20 protein-coding genes are annotated in these 23,050 nt (G+C 46.9%); 2 read left to right on the plus strand and 18 right to left on the minus strand.

The genetic code is table 11. From position 1 onward, the window contains the following. Nucleotides 1-104: 104 nt before the first annotated feature. The 11 genes from trxA to zapA form a co-directional block, all read right to left on the minus strand. Nucleotides 105-419 carry a thioredoxin gene (gene trxA / locus BTA30_RS19375; protein WP_076763108.1) on the minus strand — a complete coding sequence of 105 codons (315 nt, stop codon included), beginning with the start codon at nt 417-419 and terminating at the stop codon, nt 105-107. 210 nt (nt 420-629) lie between these two features. Continuing rightward, entirely contained in the window at nt 630-1,607 is a 978-nt protein-coding gene (locus BTA30_RS19380; RefSeq protein WP_076763111.1) for an electron transfer flavoprotein subunit alpha/FixB family protein, read from the minus strand. Nucleotides 1,608-1,655: 48 nt separating this feature from the next. Next, a complete protein-coding gene (locus BTA30_RS19385; protein WP_076763344.1) occupies nt 1,656-2,429 on the minus strand; it encodes an electron transfer flavoprotein subunit beta/FixA family protein in 774 nt (257 codons plus the stop codon). 31 nt (nt 2,430-2,460) lie between these two features. After that, the gene (locus BTA30_RS19390; protein WP_076763114.1) at nt 2,461-3,237 is read right to left on the minus strand and encodes an enoyl-CoA hydratase; all 777 of its coding nucleotides are present in this window, start codon (nt 3,235-3,237) and stop codon (nt 2,461-2,463) included. Between the two features lie 2 nt (nt 3,238-3,239). After that, complete coding sequence (fadR, locus tag BTA30_RS19395; protein ID WP_076763117.1) at nt 3,240-3,839, minus strand: fatty acid metabolism transcriptional regulator FadR; 600 nt, start codon at nt 3,837-3,839, stop codon at nt 3,240-3,242. A 152-nt stretch (nt 3,840-3,991) separates the two neighbouring features. Further along, a complete protein-coding gene (locus tag BTA30_RS19400; protein WP_076763121.1) occupies nt 3,992-5,671 on the minus strand; it encodes an AMP-binding protein in 1,680 nt (559 codons plus the stop codon). Nucleotides 5,672-5,888: 217 nt separating this feature from the next. Beyond that, nucleotides 5,889-6,293 carry a DUF350 domain-containing protein gene (locus BTA30_RS19405; RefSeq protein WP_076763122.1) on the minus strand — a complete coding sequence of 135 codons (405 nt, stop codon included), beginning with the start codon at nt 6,291-6,293 and terminating at the stop codon, nt 5,889-5,891. 18 nt (nt 6,294-6,311) lie between these two features. Then, nucleotides 6,312-8,669: an endonuclease MutS2 gene (locus BTA30_RS19410; protein WP_076763346.1), complete on the minus strand. Its 2,358-nt coding sequence runs from the start codon at nt 8,667-8,669 to the stop codon at nt 6,312-6,314. A gap of 16 nt (nt 8,670-8,685) precedes the next feature. Next, the gene (polX, locus tag BTA30_RS19415) at nt 8,686-10,401 is read right to left on the minus strand and encodes a DNA polymerase/3'-5' exonuclease PolX (RefSeq protein WP_076763123.1); all 1,716 of its coding nucleotides are present in this window, start codon (nt 10,399-10,401) and stop codon (nt 8,686-8,688) included. Between the two features lie 131 nt (nt 10,402-10,532). Continuing rightward, nucleotides 10,533-11,069 carry a CvpA family protein gene (locus tag BTA30_RS19420; RefSeq protein ID WP_076763124.1) on the minus strand — a complete coding sequence of 179 codons (537 nt, stop codon included), beginning with the start codon at nt 11,067-11,069 and terminating at the stop codon, nt 10,533-10,535. A gap of 8 nt (nt 11,070-11,077) precedes the next feature. Continuing rightward, entirely contained in the window at nt 11,078-11,335 is a 258-nt protein-coding gene (gene zapA, locus BTA30_RS19425; RefSeq protein WP_076763125.1) for a cell division protein ZapA, read from the minus strand. A gap of 151 nt (nt 11,336-11,486) precedes the next feature. Between zapA and rnhC the strand changes: the two genes are divergently transcribed. Beyond that, on the plus strand, nt 11,487-12,428 hold the full coding sequence (gene rnhC, locus BTA30_RS19430) for a ribonuclease HIII (protein WP_076763133.1): 942 nt from the start codon (nt 11,487-11,489) through the stop codon (nt 12,426-12,428). Between the two features lie 45 nt (nt 12,429-12,473). Here rnhC and pheT read toward each other — a convergent pair whose 3' ends face one another. The 3 genes from pheT to BTA30_RS19445 form a co-directional block, all read right to left on the minus strand. Further along, nucleotides 12,474-14,888 (minus strand): phenylalanine--tRNA ligase subunit beta, encoded by a 2,415-nt coding sequence (gene pheT / locus BTA30_RS19435; protein ID WP_076763137.1) that lies wholly within the window; start codon nt 14,886-14,888, stop codon nt 12,474-12,476. A 15-nt stretch (nt 14,889-14,903) separates the two neighbouring features. Next, complete coding sequence (gene pheS, locus BTA30_RS19440; RefSeq protein WP_076763139.1) at nt 14,904-15,938, minus strand: phenylalanine--tRNA ligase subunit alpha; 1,035 nt, start codon at nt 15,936-15,938, stop codon at nt 14,904-14,906. 358 nt (nt 15,939-16,296) lie between these two features. Next, entirely contained in the window at nt 16,297-17,043 is a 747-nt protein-coding gene (locus BTA30_RS19445) for a TrmH family RNA methyltransferase (protein ID WP_076763141.1), read from the minus strand. A 116-nt stretch (nt 17,044-17,159) separates the two neighbouring features. On the opposite strand from BTA30_RS19445, the gene sspI reads away from it, so the two are divergent. Beyond that, nucleotides 17,160-17,369, plus strand: a complete 210-nt coding sequence (gene sspI, locus BTA30_RS19450; protein WP_076763145.1) for a small acid-soluble spore protein SspI — start codon at nt 17,160-17,162, stop codon at nt 17,367-17,369. Between the two features lie 32 nt (nt 17,370-17,401). Here the strand turns inward: sspI and cstA are convergent, their stop codons facing one another. The 4 genes from cstA to araP all read right to left on the minus strand — a co-directional run bounded on the left by cstA (nt 17,402) and on the right by araP (nt 23,026). Beyond that, on the minus strand, nt 17,402-19,198 hold the full coding sequence (gene cstA / locus BTA30_RS19455; protein WP_076763147.1) for a carbon starvation protein CstA: 1,797 nt from the start codon (nt 19,196-19,198) through the stop codon (nt 17,402-17,404). A gap of 489 nt (nt 19,199-19,687) precedes the next feature. Next, nucleotides 19,688-21,199 carry an arabinosylfuranosidase ArfA gene (arfA, locus tag BTA30_RS19465; protein ID WP_076763152.1) on the minus strand — a complete coding sequence of 504 codons (1,512 nt, stop codon included), beginning with the start codon at nt 21,197-21,199 and terminating at the stop codon, nt 19,688-19,690. A gap of 40 nt (nt 21,200-21,239) precedes the next feature. Next, nucleotides 21,240-22,082, minus strand: a complete 843-nt coding sequence (locus BTA30_RS19470) for a carbohydrate ABC transporter permease (protein ID WP_076763155.1) — start codon at nt 22,080-22,082, stop codon at nt 21,240-21,242. Next, on the minus strand, nt 22,082-23,026 hold the full coding sequence (gene araP / locus BTA30_RS19475) for an arabinooligosaccharides ABC transporter permease AraP (RefSeq protein WP_076763158.1): 945 nt from the start codon (nt 23,024-23,026) through the stop codon (nt 22,082-22,084). Before araP ends, BTA30_RS19470 begins: the two co-directional genes overlap by 1 nt. Nucleotides 23,027-23,050 lie beyond the last annotated feature (24 nt).

Consider the following 23,050-nt stretch of genomic DNA (forward strand, 5'->3'; position numbering starts at 1 on the left):
CACATGTTCTCCACAATTGAAGGTGTCCCTTAGGCTATTAGAATACGCTGTTTTTGTAAGAAAAAAGCGATCCCTCTGGAATCGCCCTTTACCCGGTCTCTATTTTACAAATGCTTGTTGACTAGTTCTTCAAGCGCTTCTTTCGGTTTGAATCCGACAGATGTTTCAACCACTTCACCGTCTTTTAGTATGAGTAAAGTCGGGATGCTCATCACACCGTATTTGCCGGCAGTTTCTTGGTTTTCGTCAACATCAATTTTGACGATTTTCAATTTGTCTCCCATTTCTTGATCCAGCTCTTCTAGAACAGGCGCAATCATTTTGCAAGGTCCGCACCAAGGAGCCCAAAAGTCGGCAATAACTACGCCTTCGCTTGTTTCATTTGAAAATGTTTGATCAGTTGCTTTTACGATAGCCATTCTTTCATTCCTCCAATTGTGAAATTATGCTTTTTAGTATAGCATCTCCCTTTGGTTCACGCTAACATAATGCTTGAGTATACGTTTCCCTATCTTGCAGTGTTTTACACATCGAATGTATCGCCCATGAGCAGGGCACATACCCCATTTTATTTGCTGCTCCAACTAAATGTGCCGATTAAAAAAGCCGGCGATCAGGCCGGCTTTTTTTCAAGTGTTGACACTCAGCTTTTTAAATTCTTCTGTCAGCAGCGGGACGACCTCAAACAAATCTCCGACGATGCCGTAGTCGGCAATTTTGAAAATGTCAGCTTCCGGATCTTTGTTAATGGCGACGATGATTTTGCTGTTTGACATCCCTGCGAGATGCTGAATCGCACCTGAAATGCCGCAGGCAATATAAAGTTCGGGTGTGACGACCTTTCCGGTCTGCCCGATTTGCAGCGAGTAGTCGCAGTAATCGGCATCACAAGCTCCCCTTGAAGCTCCTACTGCACCGCCGAGCACATCGGCAAGTTCCTGAAGCGGCTTGAATCCGTCTTCGCTTTTCACGCCGCGTCCTCCGGCAACGATGATTTTCGCTTCTGACAAGTCGACGCCTTCAGACGTTTTTTTGACGACATCCTTGATCACCGTTCTGATGTCCTGAATATCGACCTCGATCTTTTCCACCGTTCCAGTCCGTGTTTCATCTTTGGCAAGCGGTGCAATATTATTCGGTCTGATCGTTGCGAAAATCAGTTCATCTTCAGAGATGATCCGTTCGAACGCTTTTCCAGAGTAGATCGGTCTTGTAAACACAATATTTCCGCCTGTCACACTGACATCGATCGCATCGGAAATCAACCCTGTTCCCAAACGGGCTGCCAGCTTTGGAGATAAGTCTTTTCCCATTGACGTATGTCCGAAAATGACTACATCCGGGCTTTCGCTTTCAAGTATCGGCAGAAATGCTTGGACGAAACCGTCAGATGTATAGTTTTTCAGAAGCGGGTCTTCGGCGGTCAGCACTTGATCGGCGCCATAATGAATCAGCTCAGCGGCCTTATTTGAAACGCTTTCACCGAAAAGGACTCCAATGACCTCTCCCCCTTCGGCAATCGTTTTTCCAGCGGCGATCGCTTCAAAAGTTACATTTCTTAATGAACCGTCCCGGCATTCTCCCAGTACGAAAACTTTTTTGCTCATATCCTTTTCCCCCTGTATTTTAATGACCGTGTTGATTCTCCCCTTGCTTCAAATGACCTTTGCTTCGCTTCTCAGCAGTGAAACGAGGTCTGATGCCTGCTGTTCCGGCTCTCCTTCTAGGATTTTTCCGGCTTCTTTTTTCGGAGGCAGGAACCGCTCAATTGTTTTTGTTTTCGCGGCTACATCATCCTCGTCTATATCCAGATCGTCCAGCTCCAGTTCTTCAAGCGGCTTTTTCTTCGCCTTCATGATTCCCGGAAGAGAAGGGTAGCGGGGCTCATTTAATCCCTGCTGGGCGGTGGCGGCGATCGGCAGAACGGTTTGGATCACTTCAAGATCGCCTTCTGCATCTCGTTCCGCTTCAACATCTCTGCCGTCTACAGTCAGCTTTGTAATCGTTGTGATGCATGGAATGCCGAGCAGTTCAGCCAGACGCGGCGCCACTTGTCCAGAGCCCCCGTCGATCGCCACATTGCCGCCGAGAATGATGTCGTATTCCCTGTCTTTTAAATAGTGGTAAAGAACGGATGAAGCCGTGTATTGATCAGCCTCTTCCAGATCGTCTTCGATATTGATCAAAACGGCTTTGTCGCACCCCATCGCAAGCGCCGTCCTGAGCTCTTTTTCAGATTCTTCTTCACCGACTGTGACAACCGTAATCTCTCCGCCGTGCTTCTCCTTTAATTGAAGCGCTTCTTCAATCGCGTATTCATCGTACGGATTGATGATGAATTCCGCCCCGTCCGTGCTGATTTCCCCTTGTTCAATCTGAATTTTTTCCTCTGTGTCAAACGTGCGTTTCATCAAGACATATATGTTCATGTTCTTTTCATCCCCTTTGTTTTCACGCTTGTTAATTCCCTTTAAAATGCGGCTTCCGCTTCTCAAGAAAGGCTTGAATCCCTTCCTTTGCATCTTCAGATTGGAACACTTCACCGAAGTGCTTGCCTTCAAGCTTCAGGCTGCCTTCATAAGAATAGACTTTACCGGAGTTCAAAAGCTCAATAACAAAGGCAAGTGTCTGCGGGCTTTTTTCCGCAAATTTATGAGCCAGCTCTTTTCCCTTCTGCAGCACTTGATCCTCATCCGCCGCCAAAATGGTGACAAGACCGTATTCAAAGGCTTCTTTTCCGGAGATCGGTTCAGATGTTCCGATCATCTCAAGAGCTTTAGCCGTCCCCACATATTTCGGAAGACGCTGTGTACCAGCAAAACCCGGAATGATGCCGAGGTTCAGTTCGGGAAGGCCGAGTTTTGCGTTTTCTTCGGCAATCCGGATGTGGCAAGCCATCGCCAGCTCAAGACCGCCTCCAAGAGCAGCCCCGTGGATGGCGGCAATGATCGGCTTTGGAAAAGACTCTACTTTTTCAAATATTTGCTGGCCTTTATCAGCGAGACCGGCATAATCAGATCCATCCATCAATGAAGTGAATTCCTTAATATCTGCGCCCGCTGAAAAAAATCTCCCTTCTCCATGAATGACAATGCTTCTTACCTGCTGATCCTCGGCAAGCTCATCAAGGCAGGCCGAAAGATCTTCAAGGACTTGTGTTGAAAGCGCATTTGCCGGCGGATGCTGAATCGTGATGACAGCGACATGGCCGTCTTTGGATTTCCGTAATGTTCCCACGTTTATTCCTCCTCTTTCTTCAGTTGGCTGAAACCATGTATCAGCAGTTCATGAATGCTGTCTGCCAGCTGAGGCAGATCATATTTTTGATCATTCATCACCCAGGTTGTCACCGTCTCGTCCACTGTGCCGAAAATCATCTGTTTCGCCAAGCGGACATCAAGCGCGCTTTTAAATTCCCCTGCTTCTTTTCCTTCTGTGATGATGTCCTCCAAAATCGTTAAGTAGCCTTTGAGAATCTCATTGATTTTCAGCCGCAGCTCGCGGTGCGACTGCCTCAGCTCAAGCTGGGTCACAATCGCCAGATGCGGGTCGCTGCTAAGCAGTTCAAAGTGTTTTTTGATGAACAAAGAAAGCTTCTCTGTCGCTGAATTTTTCGCTTTCATTCCTTCGCTCATCTGCTCGATAAACTGGCCCATTTTCTCTTTAAACAGTGAAATCAGAATATCTTCTTTATTTTTGAAATAAAGATAAATGGTGCCGTCCGCCACGCCAGCCTGCTTGGCGATCTTTGAAACCTGTGCCTGATGGTATCCGTTTTCTGCAATCACAATGACAGCTGCATCGATAATCTGCATATACTTTGGTCGCTTCTGTTTCAATTGGCTTCGTTCCTTTCAAGTTAATGAATGAATACTCATTCATAGTTCAATCGTAAATAAAACAGCAGGCTTTGTCAAGGTTTGATCATGAAATTCCTTCGAAATAACCCTCATAAAAGCATGCCGCCAAAATCGACGGCAGACTTCGCTTTTCATACGTTTGCCTTTTCCTCATGGACAAGCGCCCTTCTTAAAATCTTGCCAACAGCCGTTTTCGGAAGTTCGTCTCTGAACTCATATACCTTCGGAACTTTATACGGAGCGAGACGGGACCTGGCATATTCGTCCAATTCCTTTTCCGTTATTGTAACATGGTCTTTTAAAACAACAAAGGCTTTAACGGTTTCTCCTCTGTATTCGTCGGGGATTCCTGCGACGACGGCCTCCTGGATGGCTTCATGCTCATAGAGAACCTCTTCGATTTCACGCGGATAGATGTTGTATCCGCCTGCGATGATCAAATCTTTTTTGCGGTCGACAATATAAAAGAAGCCGTCTTTATCCATGTACCCGATATCTCCCGTGAAAAACCAGCCATCTTTGAGTACGGCCGCGGTTTCTTCATCATTGTTCCAATAACCTTTCATCACCTGGGGACCTTTTACGATAATTTCTCCGTGCTCGTAAGGCTCGAGAAAACCGCCAGTCTCCTCCGAATAGATGGCCGCATCTGTTCCCGGCCACGGGCAGCCGATGCTTCCCGCTTTATTCAGATCCCAAATGAAATTGGCATGGGTGACCGGTGATGTTTCCGATAGTCCGTATCCTTCGACAAGCTTTCCTCCCGTTACCTTTTCGAACTGCTGTTTGACTTCGACAGGAAGCGCAGCAGACCCGCTTAAACAGCTTTTAACCGAAGACAGATCGTACTGATGCAGAGCGGGGTGATTCAATAGAGCGATATAAATCGTGGGTGCCCCCGGAAATATGGTGGGCTTTTCTTTATCGATCGTTTTCAGTGCTGTACGCGCGTCAAACCTTGGCAGGAGGATCATTTCATATCCTTGCCTGATCGTGAAGTTTAAAATGGCCGTCATCCCGTACACGTGGAAAAACGGAACGATACCGAGCACTTTTTCTTCTCCTTTTTTCAGTTGATAAAACCAGGCCGCGCACATCTCCATATTGGCTAATATGTTGCGGTGGGTAAGCATCACGCCTTTTGGAGTGCCTGTCGTACCACCGGTATACTGCAGGACGGCAATGTCATGAGCGGGATCAATCGCAATGCCGGGCGGATTATCCGGGACGGGCTGTTTCATGATCGTCCGAAAAAGGTGGGTCGTGTCATTTTCGGCTATATCAACCAACATCTGATTCTGCTTTTTTTGAGCCAGCGGATACAGCAGGTTTTTAGGAAATGGCAAATAATCTTTAATGCTTGTTGCGATGATGTGCCTAACATTTGTCAGCGCTTTCATTTTATAAGCCGCTGGGTACAGCATATCGAGCGTAATGATGATTTCTGCTCCGCTGTCTTTGAGCAGATGTTCAAGCTCCCTTTCCGTGTAAAGAGGATTTGTCTGGACGACGATGCCTCCCGAGAAAAGAACCCCGTAATATGCGATGACCGCCTGAGGACAGTTCGGCAGCATGATCGATACCCTGTCTCCTTTTTGAACGCCGAGAGACAATAAATAAACTGCCATTTTTAAGGCTTCCTCGTAAACCTGTTGATACGATCGCTTCTTTCCGAGAAAATGAATCGCTGTTTTTTCAGAAAACTGTTGGGCGGATTGCTGCAGGATGGATTGGAGTGTTTGATCATGAAATTCTAGGTGATGAGGAATTTGTTCAGGATAGTGAAGCAGCCATGGTTTTTCAGTCGGCATAAGACCCCCCCTTAAAACAAATATAGTCTTAATTTCAGTATATCAAAACAATATTCAGAAAGTAATGATTTTTTCATCTTTAAAAATACCGCCTGGGAAACATGCCCCAGGCGGCGACTTGCTTACGTATAAAACACAATATAAATAAGGCCGATGATCACAAACACCCCTGCTGCACAGAACAGGATTTTCGCTAATTTCTCCATGTTGATCCCCTTTAGATTCCGGAGGCCACGACAAATGACAGGCCGACAGAGATGACGAATGAGATGAAACCGACGGCGCGGTTGTCATTTTCAATTTCCTTGTCAATTTTAAAGCGCGGCGTCAGAAATTCAAAAATGAAATAGCCGATCAAAAGCAATACAAAGCCGAATAATCCCCATCCCATCATTTGCAGCAGGGAATTATGCTGGCTGATCGATTTTTGCAGCACGTTGGCGATGCCTAAAATTTTTCCGCCCGTCGCCATCGCAACCGCCACGTTTCCTTTTTGAATCTCCTCCCAGTTTTTATAGGTGGTGACAAGCTCAAATACAGATAAGAATATCACCAGACAAAGTACGGAAACGCTGTAATAGGCGGCAATTTCCACAAGGTCGTTTTCCCAAAACTCTTTCATCCTTTTAGACTCCCTTTTTTATTTTAATTCGACAATCGTAACTCCTGACCCTCCCTCTCCCGCTTCGCCGAACCGGGAGTTTTTCACATTGCGGTGGGATTTCAAAAGATCTTGGACGCCTTTTCTGAGGGCACCCGTTCCTTTCCCATGAATGATCGATACCCTCGGATATCCGGCCAGCACCGCATCATCCAAATATTTTTCAACCCTGTGAAGCGCATTTTCATACCGTTCGCCTCTAAGGTCGAGTTCGAGTGACACATGATATTCTTTCCCTTTGACCGCGGCGATCGATTTTTGTTTCTCGGGTTCAGGCGCTGATTTCAGAAATTCAAGATCCTTTTCCTTCACCTTCATTTTCAGGATGCCGATTTGGACATTCCATTCATCTGCGCCCGTTTTTTCAAGCAGTGTGCCTTTTTGGCCGAAGGTTAAAACCTTGACTTCGTCGCCAGGCTTCAAGACGCGCTTGTCCGTTTTTTTCTTTGCAGGCTTTTTCGTCTTTTCAAATGAAGGGACCGCTTCTTCAAGACGCTTTTTCGCCTCGATTAATTCATGGTCTTTAAACGCTTTATGATCTTCTTTGATCATGCGGAGCGACTGGATGATCTCGTCCGCCTCTTTCATGGCTTCCTTGACTTTTTCAGCCGCTTTTTGCTCCGCTTCTTCATAAAGCCTGTCTTTTCGCTCCTGCCATTCGCTGATCTGCTTTTGCAGGTCGCGGTGAAGGGCTTGAGCCTCCGCACGGATCGTTTCGGTTTCAGCCAATTCCGTTTCCGCGCGCTTCTTGCTGTCTTCAAGCGATGCGATCATCGTGTCGACTTCATTGTGTTCAGCCGTCATCTCGGATTTGGCACGGCCGATCAAATGGTCAGGCAGACCGAGGCGCTTCGAAATTTCAAAAGCATTGCTTCGGCCGGGCACTCCGATTAACAGCTTATAAGTCGGAGACAATGTTTCAATATCAAATTCGACGCTCGCATTGATGACATTGTCGCGATTATAGCCGTATGCTTTAAGCTCCGGATAGTGAGTCGTGGCAATAACGCGTGCACCCGTCTGATATACTTCGTCAAGGATGCTGATCGCAAGAGCCGCCCCTTCCTGCGGATCTGTCCCGGCTCCGAGCTCGTCAAACAGCACAAGGCTGTTTTCCGTCATGTCTTTCAAAATATCGACGATGTTCACCATGTGTGAAGAGAATGTACTTAAGCTCTGTTCGATTGACTGTTCATCACCGATATCGGCAAATACCTGGTCAAACACAGCGATTTCTGAACCTTCCCCCGCCGGCACATGCAGTCCGGACTGTGCCATAAGCGTCAGCAGTCCGAGCGTTTTCAGCGTAACCGTTTTTCCGCCTGTATTCGGACCCGTGATCACAATCGTTGTAAATTCTCCGCCAAGCTCGATGTCATTGGGAACGACCTGATCGGCTGGCAAAAGCGGATGGCGCGCTTGGATCAGCCGGACGTAACCGTCTCTATTGACAGCCGGTTTGACAGCTTTTGTCGCTTTTGCGTATTTCGCTTTTGCAAAAATAAAATCAAGCGTCTGCAATATTTTGACATCGTGAAAAAGTTCATCCGTGTGCTCTGCGGTCTTTTCTGTCAGCATGCGCAGAATTCGTTCGATTTCCTGCTTTTCGTTTACTTTTGCCTGGCGAAGCGAATTGTTCATATCCACTATCGCCTGAGGCTCGATAAACAATGTCGCCCCGGAAGATGACTGATCATGCACAATTCCTCCGTAGCTTGATCTGTATTCCTGCTTTACCGGAATGACGAAGCGGTCATTTCGAATCGTGATAATCGTGTCTGAGAGCATTTTTTGCGCGGAAGAGGAGCGCAGTATCGATTCAAGCCGATCCCTGATTCTTGATTCAAGCGTCCGCAGCTGCGTCCTGATCCCCCTCAATGTTTCAGATGCATGGTCAAGCACTTCTCCATGGTCATCGATGCACGAATTAATGTCTTTTTCCAAGGCAGAGAGCGGAATCAGCTTTTCTGCATACTGATGGAGACAGGGGATATCAACTCCGTCCTCAAACAGCCCTTCAAGAAAGTGCTTCATCTGTTTTGCGGCATATAATAGACCCGATATTTCCGTAAACTCTGCCGGGCTTAGCATGCTGCCGATTTCAGCTCTCCGCAATGCTTTTCTAATGTCGGAAAGGCCGCCGAAAGGAGCATTCCCCTTTAACCGCAGGACGGTCCCGGCCTCATCGACTTCTTCCTGCAAGTTTTTGACCTCCTCCAATGAACGGGAAGGCTTAAGCTCAAAAAGCATTTCCTTCCCTAAAGAAGAGGCCGCATGCTCTGCAAGCTGTTCTTTTACTTTATGAAATTCAAGTGCTGATAGCGCTTTTTGCTGCAAAATCAATTAAACCTCCTTAAGATCGGCGGCGCGACAAAAATGCCTGGACTTCGTCAAAGGAACGGGCATTCAATACGTTCGCTTTCCCGGTCCATCCTTTTCTCGCTGCCGTAATGCCCGTTTTCATATCATCAAGCATCTCTGTGCTGTGGGCATCCGTATTAATGACAAGCGTCACCCCGGCGGCATTCGCTTTGATCAAATGTTCCATTCTAAGATCGAGCCGTGCAGGGTTGGCGTTCAGCTCCAAGGCTGTATTCGTTTTTTTCGCCAGCTCGATCAGCTGGTCAATATCCACTTCATACCCTGCTCTTCTTCCGATCAGTCGTCCCGTCGGATGGGCGATGATATCGACGTGCTGATTCATCAGCGCATTTTCGAGCCGCTTCATGATGACGTGCTGCGGCTGGGAAAAGCTTGAATGGATCGAAGCGATGACAATATCCATCTCCGCAAGCAGTTCATCATCATAGTCAAGCGTCCCATCTGGCAGGATGTCCATCTCAACGCCTTTAAAAATGTGAAACTCGGTAAATTCCTTGTTCAGTTCGTCAATTTCCTTCGCCTGCATACGCAGCCTTTCCGGCGTCAAGCCGCCGGCGACTTTTAAATATTGGGAGTGATCCGTGATCGCCATGTACCGATACCCTTTTGCCATGCAGGCCTCGGCCATTTCCCTGATCGAAAAAGCGCCGTCGCTCCACGTCGAGTGCATATGGAGGTCCCCTTTTATGTCTTCTGTGGAAATCAGTTCGATATGGTCTCCGTATTCTTCGACCTCTTTTCCTGTCTCCCTTAGCTCAGGCGGAATAAAAGGTAGGCCGAAATGAGAGAAGAACTCCTTTTCACTGGAAAATGTTTGGATATCTCCTGTCTCTATATGTTCGACGCCGTATTCGCTGATTCTTTCGCCTCTTTCTTTGGCAAGCTGGCGCATTTTAATATTATGATCTTTTGATCCTGTAAAATGGTGGAGCGTCGTTGGAAACTGCTCCTCTGTCACCAGCCGGAAGTCGGCGCTGATGTCGTATTCAAATGAAAATGTCAGCGATACTTTCGTATCTCCGCTGGCAATGACCTCCCTGATGTTTGAAAGCTTCAGGAGCCCTTCGCGGACGAGGCTGGCATCTGTGACAGCCATAATATAATCAAGATCTTTCACCGTTTCTCTGGCCCGCCTCAAACTTCCGGCCCGTGAAAACTTGATAAGGCCTGGGAGTCCCTCAAGCTGTTCTTCGATCACATCTGCGACGGCCAAAGCAATCGCTATCGGGTACCGTTCAGGGCGTTTTCCGGCTTCCCCCAAAGCTTGGAGAATTTTTTCTTCCGTTTTCTTGCCGAATCCGGCAAGCCCTTGGACCTTCTGCTGTTCACAGGCTTCTTTTAAGGATGCAGCATCATAGACGCCCAGCTCCTGATAAAGCTTGGCAATTTTTTTGCCGCCAAGGCCCGGAAGTTTCAAAAGCGGAACAAGCCCTTCGGGAACCTCCTCTTTTAAACGTTCAAGCGTGCCGGAAACGCCGTGATCCATATATTCCTTAATAACGGCATGCGTTCCTTTGCCGATTCCGGAAAGAGACATCATATCATCGATTTCAGACAGGCTGCGGTCATCTTGTTCAAGCGCCGCCGCGGCTTTTCTGAATGCTGATATTTTAAATGGGTTATCCCCTTTTAATTCCATATAGATCGCAATTGTTTCAAGCAGTCTGATGACATCTTTTTTATGCAATTTTTTTCACCTCTTGTATCCCCGTGTTCATCCTGTTTCCATCATACAAATTTTTGGCTGTTCCTACAACAAACAGCCATCTTTCGACACATCTTTCACCTGAAAAAAAACTTCCCTAGAGCAGAGAAGTTTTACAAAGATCCGTACTGATTCATCAGATTGTTTAACATATTGGATAGATACGGTGTTTTATGAATGATCAAATCTGCCATTACCGAGCCGGACATCATGTTTTGCAGCACTTCAATCGGCAGGAGCGTTCCGATGAACAGAACGACAAACACGAACAGGTAAATCTCCGCGAAACCGAGCACGGCACCGAGAATCTGGTTGATTTGCTTAAGGATCGGAATGCTTGCGACAGCATCCAAAAATGATGCGGCAATTCTCAGCAGGATCATCGTCAGGAAAAACAGAATCAGAAACGCAATCATGTTGTAATAGGCGCCTTCAAGGCTTCCGTTTACAAATGCCAGCGCCGTCTGGCCTCCCGAAAAGTCCGGAGACGGAATCCAGCCGAGCTTCGGCGCAAGGTCGCCATAATAGGTTCCGGCCACAGCGATCGCTGCGATAAACGTCACCAAACGGATAAATTGGCGGATAAATCCTCTTTTCAGCCCAATAAACAGACCGGACAAAAGCAAAATAATAATGATGATATCTAACATCGTGATGTTCAATCCTTTTCTTTAATTTGTCCTTTTAATCTCTCAAGTTCCTCTTGCAGTTTCAGATAATCGTGAACTGCGTTCACAGCAGTCAAGACGGCAAGCTTATTTATGTCAAGATACGGATTTTTTTCGTTGATTTCTCTCATTTTATCATCCACAATTGAGGCAACGTGCCTCATATGGCTCTTCGTTTCATCGCCGATAATTGTGAAGTGCTGACCGTAGATGTCAACTGTTGTTTTTGTTTTTCGACCATCAGACAACGTTTCTCCTCCATTCTACTTATGCGAGAATCCTAGTCTATATCATAACATGTTTGGAGATTGAATGGAAAGACGAGCCCTCCGCTGTTATGATACACTTATAAAAACATTGAATTAGCCTGTTTTATTAGCTAAAAAAGGAGATTAAACCGTGTCACATTCTGTTTTGAAAGTTCCCCAGCCTGTTATTGAACGGATGCAAAGCTACTACCGGTCTGATATTACTTCCCAATTGGTACAGGGAGCGGTTTTTCAGGCTAAGCCCCAAGGCTGCACCATTACAGCATATCGATCAGGAAAGGTTTTGTTCCAAGGAAAAAACGCCGAAAAGGAAGCCGGGCGTTGGGCGGCATCAGCCGAAGCGCCGGCGGAAAAAAAGACTCCCTCCAAAAAAAGCACCCCGTCCGTCTATCAGCCGCCTGAAGGCATCGGCTCAATGTCTGTCATCGGCTCGGATGAAGTCGGAACCGGCGATTATTTCGGCCCGATGACGGTCGTATGTGTTTACGCCGATAAAACAAAGCTGCCGCTTTTAAAAGAACTCGGCGTCAAAGATTCCAAACATTTAAAAGACCCGCAGATCGTCAAAATCGCACGCGATTTAATCAAGACGGTACCCTACAGCCTGCTCGTTTTAAGAAACGAAAAGTACAATGAAATGCAGAAAAAAGGCATGAGTCAGGGGAAAATGAAAGCCCTTCTTCACAACCAGGCAATTGCGAACCTCCTCAAAAAGCTGGACGGAATCCGCCCTGAGGCGATTTTAATCGATCAGTTCGCTGAACCGGCCGTTTATTTCAAACATTTGGCAGGCAAGACCGCTATCAAAGAGCGTACATATTTCAGCACAAAAGCGGAAGGCATCCACCTGTCCGTCGCCGCTGCCTCGATCATCGCGCGCTATTCTTTTTTAATGGAGATGAATAAGCTTTCTAAAGAAGCCGGAATCACGCTTCCGAAAGGGGCTGGGGCGCTTGTCGATCAAGCTGCCGCAAAGCTGATCAAGAGAAAAGGCGAGACGGCGCTGAACCAATTTACGAAGCTGCATTTTGCGAATACGCAGAAGGCGAGACAGCTTGCCGCAAAGCTGTAAATGAAAAAACTTGCAGAGAACATTGATTCTCTGCAAGTTTTTCGTTTAGCCTCTCAGCTTCGCATCGTATGTTTCCTCAAGTGCGTCTAATACTTTTTGATGGACTTTCGTCACTTCTTCCTCAGTCAATGTTTGTTCCGTATTTAAATATTGCAGGCTGAAGGCGACCGATTTTTTGCCTTCTTCCATATGCTCGCCTTCATAGACGTCAAAGACATGCACTTCCTTCAATAATGTTCCTCCAGCTTTATTAATCACGTCTTCAAGCTGGCCGCTTGTGATTTCTTTTCCTACGACAAGCGCGATATCGCGTGTGACAGAAGGATACTTCGGAATGGCCGTATATCTGATGTCAGGCACCTTCACCGCAAAGAGTTCATGCAGATCAAGCTCAAATACATAAGTCTCATTCAGATCAAGCTCTTTTTCAACTGACGGATGAAGCTGGCCGATGAAGCCAATCAAAGAGCCATTGTATAAAATGTTGGCCGTCCGCCCAGGATGAAGCTCTTTTCTTTCAGACTGGACGAATTCGATGCCTTCACGAATGCCGAGCTTTTCTAAAAGGCCTTCGACAATGCCTTTGACGACAAAGAAATCGACCGGCTTTTTCTCGCCCTGCCAGAGGTTTTTGTGCCACAGACCTGTCACGGCTCCTGCAACATGTTCTTTTTCAACCGGTTTTGTATGCTCTTCGGCTTTTAAGAAAACTGAACCGACTTCGTAAAACGCCGCTGAATCGGTTTGCCTTGCCAGGTTATAGGAGACCGATTCAAGCAAGTTCGGAAGCAGGCTGTGCCTTAACACGCTTCTTTCCTCACTCATCGGCAGGGAAAGGATCGTTTTAAACGATTTTTCCAGGGCGTATGCGGTCGCTTTTTGGTCGTTTGTTAACGAGTATGTGATCGCCTGAGAAAGCCCCGCTCCTTCCAGGAAGCGTCTGAGTTTTCTCCGTTTTGCCTGATAAGGGGTCAGACCGCCTGCAAAGCCAGTCAATTCAGGAAGCGAAGACGGAATGTTGTCATAGCCGTATAATCTTGCAACCTCTTCAATCAAGTCTTCTTCAATCGCAATATCGCCTCTTCTTGAAGGAACGGTAACGGTCAGATCAGCATCCGCTTCTTCAACAGGAAACCCTAGCTTTTGAAAAATATTGACCATTTCTTCTTTGCTGACGGACATGCCGAGCACCTTTGTTACTTTATCAGCGGACAGGCTGATGACATTGTCTTTGATATCAAGGTGATCTTCTGCAACTGTGCCCTCTAAAACTGTGCCGCCTGCATATTGGCTGATCAGGTCTGCGGCGCGCTCTGCAGCAAGGCGCACCCGCGCGGGATCAATGCCTTTTTCAAAGCGGACGCTTGATTCGCTGCGAAGTCCCAGATCTTTTGAAGCCTTGCGGACGGTTTGTCCGTTAAAATATGCCGCCTCCAGCAAAATCGTCTTCGTATCTTCGCGGACTTCGGAGTCTGCTCCACCCATAACACCGGCGACAGCCTGCGGCGCAGAGCCGTTTGTGATGACAAGATGTTCAGGCGTTAATGTTCTTTCCTGTTCATCGAGCGTCATCATCGTTTCATTTTCGTAAGCTTTGCGGACGACGACCTCTTTTGAGCCGAAGCGGTCGTAATCAAAAGCATGCAGCGGCTGGCCGTACTCGAGCAGCACAAAGTTCGTAATATCAACCACATTATTGTGCGGCCTGATTCCGGCATTGATCAGCTTTGTCTGCATCCAAAGCGGAGACGGGCCGATTTTGACATCTTTAATGATTTTCGCCGCATATAAAGGATTGGCTTTTATATCTTCAATTTTGACTGACATGTAGTCGGCCGCTTTTTCAGCGCTTGCTTGATAAGCCGTTTCAGGAAGCTTGACTTCGCGGCCAAGAATGGCTGCCACTTCATAGGCGACACCGAGCATATTCATCGCGTCGGCTCGGTTTGGCGTCAGCCCGAGCTCCAGCACCGCATCATCGAGCGCCAGGCTCTTGAGGGCGTCAGTACCTGTTTCAGCGTCGCTCGGGAATACGAAAATCCCTTCCGCATATTCTTGTGGTACAAGCTTTCCTTGAATGCCAAGCTCCTGCAAAGAGCAGATCATGCCGTTCGACGCTTCACCGCGAAGCTTCGCTTTTTTGATTTTAAAATTGCCCGGCAAAACCGCGCCAACCGTGGCGACGGCTACCTTTTGCCCTCCGTCCACATTCGGAGCTCCGCAGATGATTTGCACAGGCTCTTCCTCGCCGATATCGACAAGACATTTATTTAACTTATCGGCGTTCGGATGCTGCTCCCGTTCCAGAACATGTCCGATGACAACACCTTTCATTCCTTCTCCTTTATATTCAATGCCTTCTACTTCGATCCCGCTTCTCGTAATCTTTTCAGCGAGAATGTCCGGCGTCATTCCGTCTAAATTCACGTATTCCTGCAACCATTTATATGAAACAAACATCACGCGTCCTCCTCTTTAAGCCTGTTTAAATTGAGATAAAAATCTGACATCGTTCGTATAGAAATGACGGATATCATCAATGCCGTATTTCAGCATCGCGATCCGTTCAACACCCATTCCAAAGGCAAATCCCTGATATTCTTTGGAATCAAAACCCGCCATTTCAAGCACGTTCGGATGCACCATTCCCGCTCCGAGAATTTCAATCCAGCCGGTTTGTTTACAAACAGAACAGCCTTTTCCTCCGCATTTGAAGCAGGAGACATCAACTTCAACAGACGGTTCTGTAAACGGGAAAAAGCTTGGACGCAGTCTGATTTCGCGTTCTTCTCCGAACATCTTTTTCGCGACGGTTTCAAGCGTTCCTTTCAAGTCGCTCATGCTGATATGATGATCGACGCAAAGCCCTTCGATCTGCATAAACTGATGCGAGTGTGTCGCATCATCATTGTCGCGGCGGTACACTTTGCCAGGGCAGATGATTTTAACAGGGCCTTTTCCTTTATGCTTCTCCATGGTGCGCGTCTGAACAGGAGACGTCTGCGTTCTCATCAGCGTGTCTTCCGTAATATAAAAGCTGTCCTGCATATCGCGGGCCGGATGCTCTTTCGGAAGGTTGAGCGCTTCAAAGTTATAGTAGTCCGTCTCTACTTCAGGACCCTCTTCCACTGAATACCCCATGCTGATAAACAAGTCTTCAATATCTTCGGTAACGATTGTCAGCGGATGCCGCGAACCCGTTTTGACGGGGCTTCCCGGAAGCGTCACATCAATCGTCTGTTCTTTCAGCTTTCTTTTGACTTCTTCCTCTTCAAGGCGGGCATTCTTTTCGGCAACCGCCTGAGCGATCGTTTCTCTTACTTCGTTTGCCAAAGCGCCCATTTTTGGTCTTTCTTCAGCAGAAAGCTTTCCCATTCCCCGAAGCACTTCTGTGATCGGTCCTTTTTTTCCAAGATACGCAACGCGGACATCGTTGACTTCTTTTAATGAATCTGCGGCTTCGACTTTTTCGACCGCTTCTTTCTCAAGCCGTTTCAGCTCTTCCTGCATGTTTGAAATTCCTCCTTTTATATAGAAAACCCAGTTTCTCGGCAATAAAAAAAGCCCCTTTCTTGATGAAAGGGACGAATCGTGGCCGTGGTACCACCCTTTTTAAACAAAGCAAAAAAAGCTTTGTTCCTCACTTCATTGACATAACGGAATGAATCCGGTTCACCTTTACACATCTCTGGAGACGCGGTCCCGGTGACAACTCAAGAGGTGAAGCGTTTTTTAGCTTTCCATAAAAATGCTTTCAGTCCAAGGCACTTTCTCCCTAAATGGCGGCGTGGTAAAAAACGGGTCCTCTATCACTGTTTTTAAACATATTACATTCATTATAGTGAATTACATGATCCTGTGCAACAGGTTATCCGCGGAGATGATAGATTAAGACCGCTGCAGCGGCTGCCACATTCAGCGATTCCGCTTTACCGTATATAGGCACATACAGATTCAGATCCGTCCTCTCCAGCAGATCGGGGTCAACCCCTGAGCCTTCATTTCCGATCAGAAGCGCAAATGCCTGTGACGGGTCCGCCTCCCTGAATGGGACTGCATTTTGCAGCGCAGTGCCGTATACAGGAACATTTTTTTCCTTCAGCTCTTCAATCAGCGCAGAAAGCTCCGCTTTGATAATCGGAATATGAAAATGCGAGCCTTGAGCCGATCTGAGCGTTTTGGCATTATAAGGGTCGACCGTCCCATGGCCGATGACAACGGCATCGATCCCGGCGGCATCAGCCGTCCGGATGATCGTCCCTAAGTTGCCCGGGTCTTGCACCGCGTCTGCAAGGAGCAGCTTTTCATATCGAAAATGACTGCTTTCCGGCATTTGGCAGACAGCGGCGACGGTCTGCGGCGTCTCCGTTTCCGTTATAGCTGAATAAGCATCAGCGCTCAGAATGTAGCAAGAAACAGACACATCAAGTCCAGCCGGAAGATCTGCTTCGTCCGTAACCATGATTTCTTTAACAGCACCAGGCGTCTTCAGCGCTTCTTCAACGAGATGCTCGCCTTCTATTAAAAAAGTATTGGTTTTTGTCCGCTCTTTTTTCGTGTGAAGCTTTTTCCAATCCTTCACTTTTTGATTTTTGGCTGATTCAATTCGTTTCAAATCGTTTTGACTCCTTTTGTCTGGCAATAGTCACATTATATCTCATCAATGGTACATAATAAACCCGGAAGCGAGACAGAATATAGAACATCAGATCATGAAATGGAGTGAAAAACATGGATTTGAATTTGCGCCATGCCGTCATTGCCAATGTAACAGGGAATTCACAGGAACAGCTTGAACATACGATCGTTGATGCGATCCAAAGCGGTGAAGAAAAAATGCTCCCTGGATTGGGCGTATTGTTTGAAGTGATTTGGCAGCACGCTTCTGATTCAGACAAAACTGAAATGCTCGAGACATTGGAGCAAGGATTAAAACAATAAACCGGAGGCCAAGATGGCCCCGGTTTATTTTGTCACCCCGGAATGGAGGGCTCCATCCGCAAAGCAGGATCGCGCCAAATTTCCGTCCATTTTTTGATGGCAGCGGCCATGATCACCAATCCCAACAGCAGCATAATCATCGATAAAATGCCGTTTAGAATGCTGTAGCCGGCAGCTTCCGCATTAAAGTAAACGTGTCTGATCATCCAGTATCCTGCGTAATTGACGGTCACATATAAATAAGCGAGCGGTATGAGGCATGTCAGCATATACCGCCGTTTATCAGCGATTTTCAAAATGACGGTCGCCCCGATGATCAGACCGACGGATGCCATCAGCTGATTGGAAACGCCAAACAGCGCCCAAATGGAGCTGATGTCCCCGGAATAAAGCAAATACCCCCACATAAAGCAGGCAAGCGCGCTTGCGATGACTGAACCCGGAAGCCAATCCGTTTTTTTGAGCGGTTTGTACACTTCCCCGAAAAAATCCTGAATTAAGTAGCGGGCCACCCTTGTTCCGGCATCAATCGCCGTTAAGATAAAGACGGCCTCAAACATGATGACAAATTGAAAGAAATAAGAAGCCAAATGGCTGAAAAACGGGATGTCCGTAAATATATAAGCCATGCCGACGGCAAGCGTTACGGCTCCGCCCGTCCTTCCCTCAAGATCAAGTCCGATTTCCCTGCTGAGTTCAGGCAGATGGACAACGTTCATACCAAGCGTTCGAAATACTTCAGGCGTGCTGTTAATGGCAAAATAATCGCCCGGCTGCAATGCCGTCGCTGCGATCAAAGCCATTATCCCGACCAGACACTCCACAAGCATCGCGCCAAAGCCGACGAATTTCATATCGCTCCATTTATCCAGCATTTTCGGCGTCGTGCCTGAGCCGACAAACGCGTGAAAGCCGGAAATCGCCCCGCAGGCGATCGTGATGGAAATGAACGGCCAAACCGGCCCAGGGGAAACAGGTCCCCCTCCGCCTGTAAACTCGGTAAACGCCGGGAACGGAATTGCCGGATTCACAACGAAAACCCCGGCAATCAAAGCGATGAACACGCCGATTTTCATAAAACTGCTCAAATAATCGCGTGGTGCAAGCAGCAGCCAGACGGGAAGCGCAGCAGCAAAAAACGCATAGACCGGAAGCGCGATGGCGAGCGTTTTCGCATCAAGCGTCAACACTTCTCCGAGCTGTGTATTTGCGACAGACGGCCCGATGAATACACCGGCCATCAACAGGATGAATCCGCCGGCAGACGCAAGCTTTAAGTTTCCTGTCTTTTTATAAAATAAACCGACACCCATGGCAATCGGTATCGTAATCGCAACGGCGAACGTCCCCCACGGATTGCGTTCAAGCGCGTGGAGCACAACCATCGACAGACCCGCCATCGTAATCGTAATAATAAACAGCATCGCAAGTCCTGTGCAAAATCCCGCAACAGGCCCGAGCTCTTCTTTTGCGACTTCTGAAAGCGACTTTCCCTTCTTTCGCATCGACGCAAATAGAACAACAATATCATGAACGGCTCCCCCGATAACCGCTCCGATCAACAGCCACAACAATCCCGGCAAATAGCCGAATTGCGCGGCCAAAATCGGTCCGACAAGCGGACCTGCAGCAGCGATGGCGGCAAAGTGATGACCGAATGATACCCATTTGTTTGTCGGCACATAATCCTTTCCGTCTTTCTGAAGATGGGCAGGAGTCGGCTTGTCATCATTCACCTTCAGCACTTTCACCATCATAAATGTTCCATACAAACGGTAGGCGATCGCTAAAATACAGATGGAAGCGATCACAATTGTAACTGCATTCATACCAATTCCTTCCCCCCTTTTAGTCCTTTTCAACATATCTCATATTTTTTGTAAGCGCAATCATTAATTGTGACAATTATCTGAAAATGACAGTGTATTTCAAAATAACGGAATGATATAAAAGTGAATCAGCAGCACAAGAAAAAAAGCAGTACAGCCGGCGATTCTGTTCATCAAGCTACTTTCGATCGAGGCGAAAACATGGTGTGATATCGCAAAGAACAAACCAGAACCGGCAAATATGACGGCCCCAGCCATAAATGAGTTGTTGAAAAAATGAGCGGTATTGAGAATGGATGTAATGAATATAAGCCAAAGATAAGCTAAAAATCTTAAATGATAAATGAATAAACAGCTGAAAAAAATTTCATCCCCTTCCTCTCCTTGTCTGGTTTTATATCATGTTCGAGACAAAATATGCTAACCCTTTCTTCGAATTGACTGAAATTGAAAAGAACCGGCTTTCTGCAGCCGGTTCTTTTCATTAAATCATGATTGTTTCTTCAATCTGAGCACATTCCAGGAAAGCTTCGGCAAATGTGCCGTCAGCGTGCCGTCGCACACTTTGGCGTCTCCGCCGCTGTGAGGAATGACATTATTTCTGTCCTCTTCATTCGTCGCTTTGTTATCATCGTGTTCTAGAACGATATGCTCTTTTACAGAGTAGCCGTCAAAGCTTCTGATATCGGCTTCCATGTGCAGGCCGCAGTCAGTTGCGCGGTTTACTGCAAATACGGTTAGTTCTTCTGCTTCTTCATTGAAAACAGAGACAGATTCTAAGTACGGTACATCTGTAAAGTCTTTGCTGTCATACTTCGGAGATGACACTGACGTCTGTAATACCGTTCCCCGTCCGTAAACAGAAGCGTGCATAAACGGATAGAAAATCGTCTGGCGCCAAGCCTCTCCGCCTTTGTCCGTCATAATCGGGGCGATGACATTGACAAGCTGAGCGAGACAGGCAATTTTCACGCGGTCGGCGTGTTTCAGCATCGTAATCAGCATACAGCCGACCAGCAGCGCATCCTCAAAGTTGTAAATGTCTTCAAGAAGGTGCGGCGCTCTTGCCCAGCGCTCAGCTTCTTTGTCTTTTTCATTTGAATGATACCAGACATTCCATTCATCATAAGAAAGATGAATCGTTTTCTTGCTGCGCTTTTTCGCTTTCATATAGTCGCAGACAGTGACAACTGTTTTAATAAAATGATCCATGTCAAGCGATCTCGCCAAATAGTTTGGCAGGTCATTATCACGGTTTCCGTAATACGAATGAAGAGAGATGTACTCAACATGCTCATAAGTATGATCAAGCACAGTCGTTTCCCAATCAATGAATGTCTGCATGCCGCTTCCGGAGCTTCCGCAGGCGACAAGCTCAATTGACGGATCTGTCCATTTCATGACTTTTGCGGCTTCAGCGGCAATCCTTCCGTATTCGGCTGCTGTTTTATGGCCGATCTGCCATGGACCGTCCATCTCATTGCCGAGGCACCACGTTTTGATTTTATGCGGCTCTTTATAGCCGTGGGACTTTCTCAAGTCGCTGTAGTACGATCCTGACGGATGATTGCAGTATTCCACAAGGTTGCGGGCGGCATCAATTCCCCTTGTGCCGAGATTGACGGCCATATTGACTTCGGCGCCGGCAAGCTTCGCCCAATCCATAAATTCATTTGTGCCGATAAGGTTCGGTTCTGTGGTCGCCCATGCCAAGTCAAGCCTTGTCGGCCGGTTTTCGACCGGACCGACGCCATCCTCCCAATTATATCCGGATACAAAGTTACCTCCCGGATATCTGATAAACGGGACTTTCAGCTCCTTCACGAGTTTGATGACATCCTGTCGAAAACCAGATTCATCAGCCTCCGGGTGATCCGGTTCATAAATGCCTTCATAAACGGCTCTGCCAAGATGCTCGATAAATGAGCCGTATATCCGTTTATCAATCTCAGCTACCTTGTATTCTTTGTCAATCGTCATTTTCGCTTTTTTTTCCGTCATTTCACTCATTCCTTTCAAATGAAAATATGATATATATTGATCAGCCTTTAATTCCGCCCGCTGTCAAACCTGAAATAAAGTACTTTTGGAAGAACAAGAAAATCAAAATAACAGGCAGAATCGCCAGCACCGATCCCGAGATCAGCATGTCGTAGTTGTTTCCATATGGACTGAGCAAAGCGGACAGCCCGATTGGAAGCGTAAACATTTCTTTTGACCTTAAAACGATTAACGGCCACAAAAAATTGTTCCAGCTGTTTAATGACTGCAGGATGATCATCGCCCCGAATGCCGGCTTCATGAGCGGCGCCATAATCCTGAAAAAAATGCCGAACTCGGTGCATCCATCCATTCTTGCTGAATCAAGCAAATCTTTTGGCAGGCCGAGCGCATACTGCCTGAAGAAAAATACGGCGACAGGCGACACGATAAACGGAAGAATCACACCGGCATACGTGTCGACAATGTGCAAGGAGACCGTCATTTTAAATAAAGGCAGCATTAAAATCTCAATCGGCACCATCATGATCAGCAGCACAAACACAAACAATAGGTTTTTCCCTTTAAAATCATATACGGCAAGCCCGTACCCGACCATCGAAGAGAACAAGAGCGTCAAAACGGTTGAAATGACCACAAGAATCAGACTGTTTGTGAACCATTTAAAATAAATGCTTCCTCCGTTAAACAGATAAAGATAGTTATCAAGGCTTAAAATGTCGGGGCTCAAGTGTAAATTAAGCCCGAACCGAAGCAGCTCCGAAGACGGCTTAAGCGAGCCGAGCAAAAGGCAAAAAAGCGGGAATACAAACAAAAAACTTAATATCGCAAACAGTAAAAATGAAGCAATTTTCGCAATGTTTAAGCCTCTGGCGGGACGCATTAATAGCCCTCCTTTTTAAATGATCCAGACAGCTTTAATGAAATGAGGCTGGCGATGAAAATAATGATCAAGAGCACGATGCCGAGCGCCGATCCATAGCCCATGTTGTTATATGCCAGACCCTGCTGGTAAATATAGCCGACCATCGTCAGGCCGATATTGCCCGGAGAGTTGTTTTGCCACAGCACATAGCTTTCTTCAAACATCCGAAAGCCGCCGATGATGCTGATCGTCAGCACGTAGACGGTGACGGGCTTTAAAAATGGAAGCGTGATATGGTAAAACTTTTTCAAAGTGCCGGCGCCGTCGATCTCGGCGGCTTCGTACAATTCTTTTGGTACATTCTGCAGACCGGCCAGAAAGTAGAGAACATTGATGCCCATCCATCTCCATGTTGCGAGCATGACCATTAAAAACATGCCGGTGTGCTCATTGTTCAGCCAGTTTTGCGGTGAAGCCCCAAGCTTAATCAAAAGCGAGTTTGCCAAGGATGAATCCATTTCTCCGAAAATCAGACGAAAAATGATTCCCGCCACAATGGTTGAAGTAAGAGCCGGAATAAATAGCGCGGATTTAAACACGTTTTTAAACTTCACCAGCTTTGAATCAAGAAAGACTGCAAGAATAAGCGGAACTGGTATTAAAATCAGCAATGTCCAAAAGGTGTATTTCATGGTGTTGAAAAGTGCGGTATAAAAAGTAGGGTTGTTTAAAGCTTTATAGTTCTCTGTCCCGATGAAGCGGATTTCTCCGGGCAGAATGCTTTGAAAGCTCATGATGACGACGCTGATAAGCGGATAAAGAAAAAATATGCAAAAGGAGAGTACAAAAGGTGCTGTGAAAATGTAGGGTGCGGCTTTTGCTGAATATAGTAAGTTTCTTATCTTTCTTTTTCTGCTCACCGGCGGAAACGAATGCACTGTATCTGTTTTAACAGTCTTCAAGTTATCGCCTCGCTTTACAGTATT

It is taken from the genome of Bacillus swezeyi (assembly GCF_001969815.1).
In the GTDB taxonomy this organism is placed as follows: Bacteria; Bacillota; Bacilli; order Bacillales; family Bacillaceae; genus Bacillus; species Bacillus swezeyi.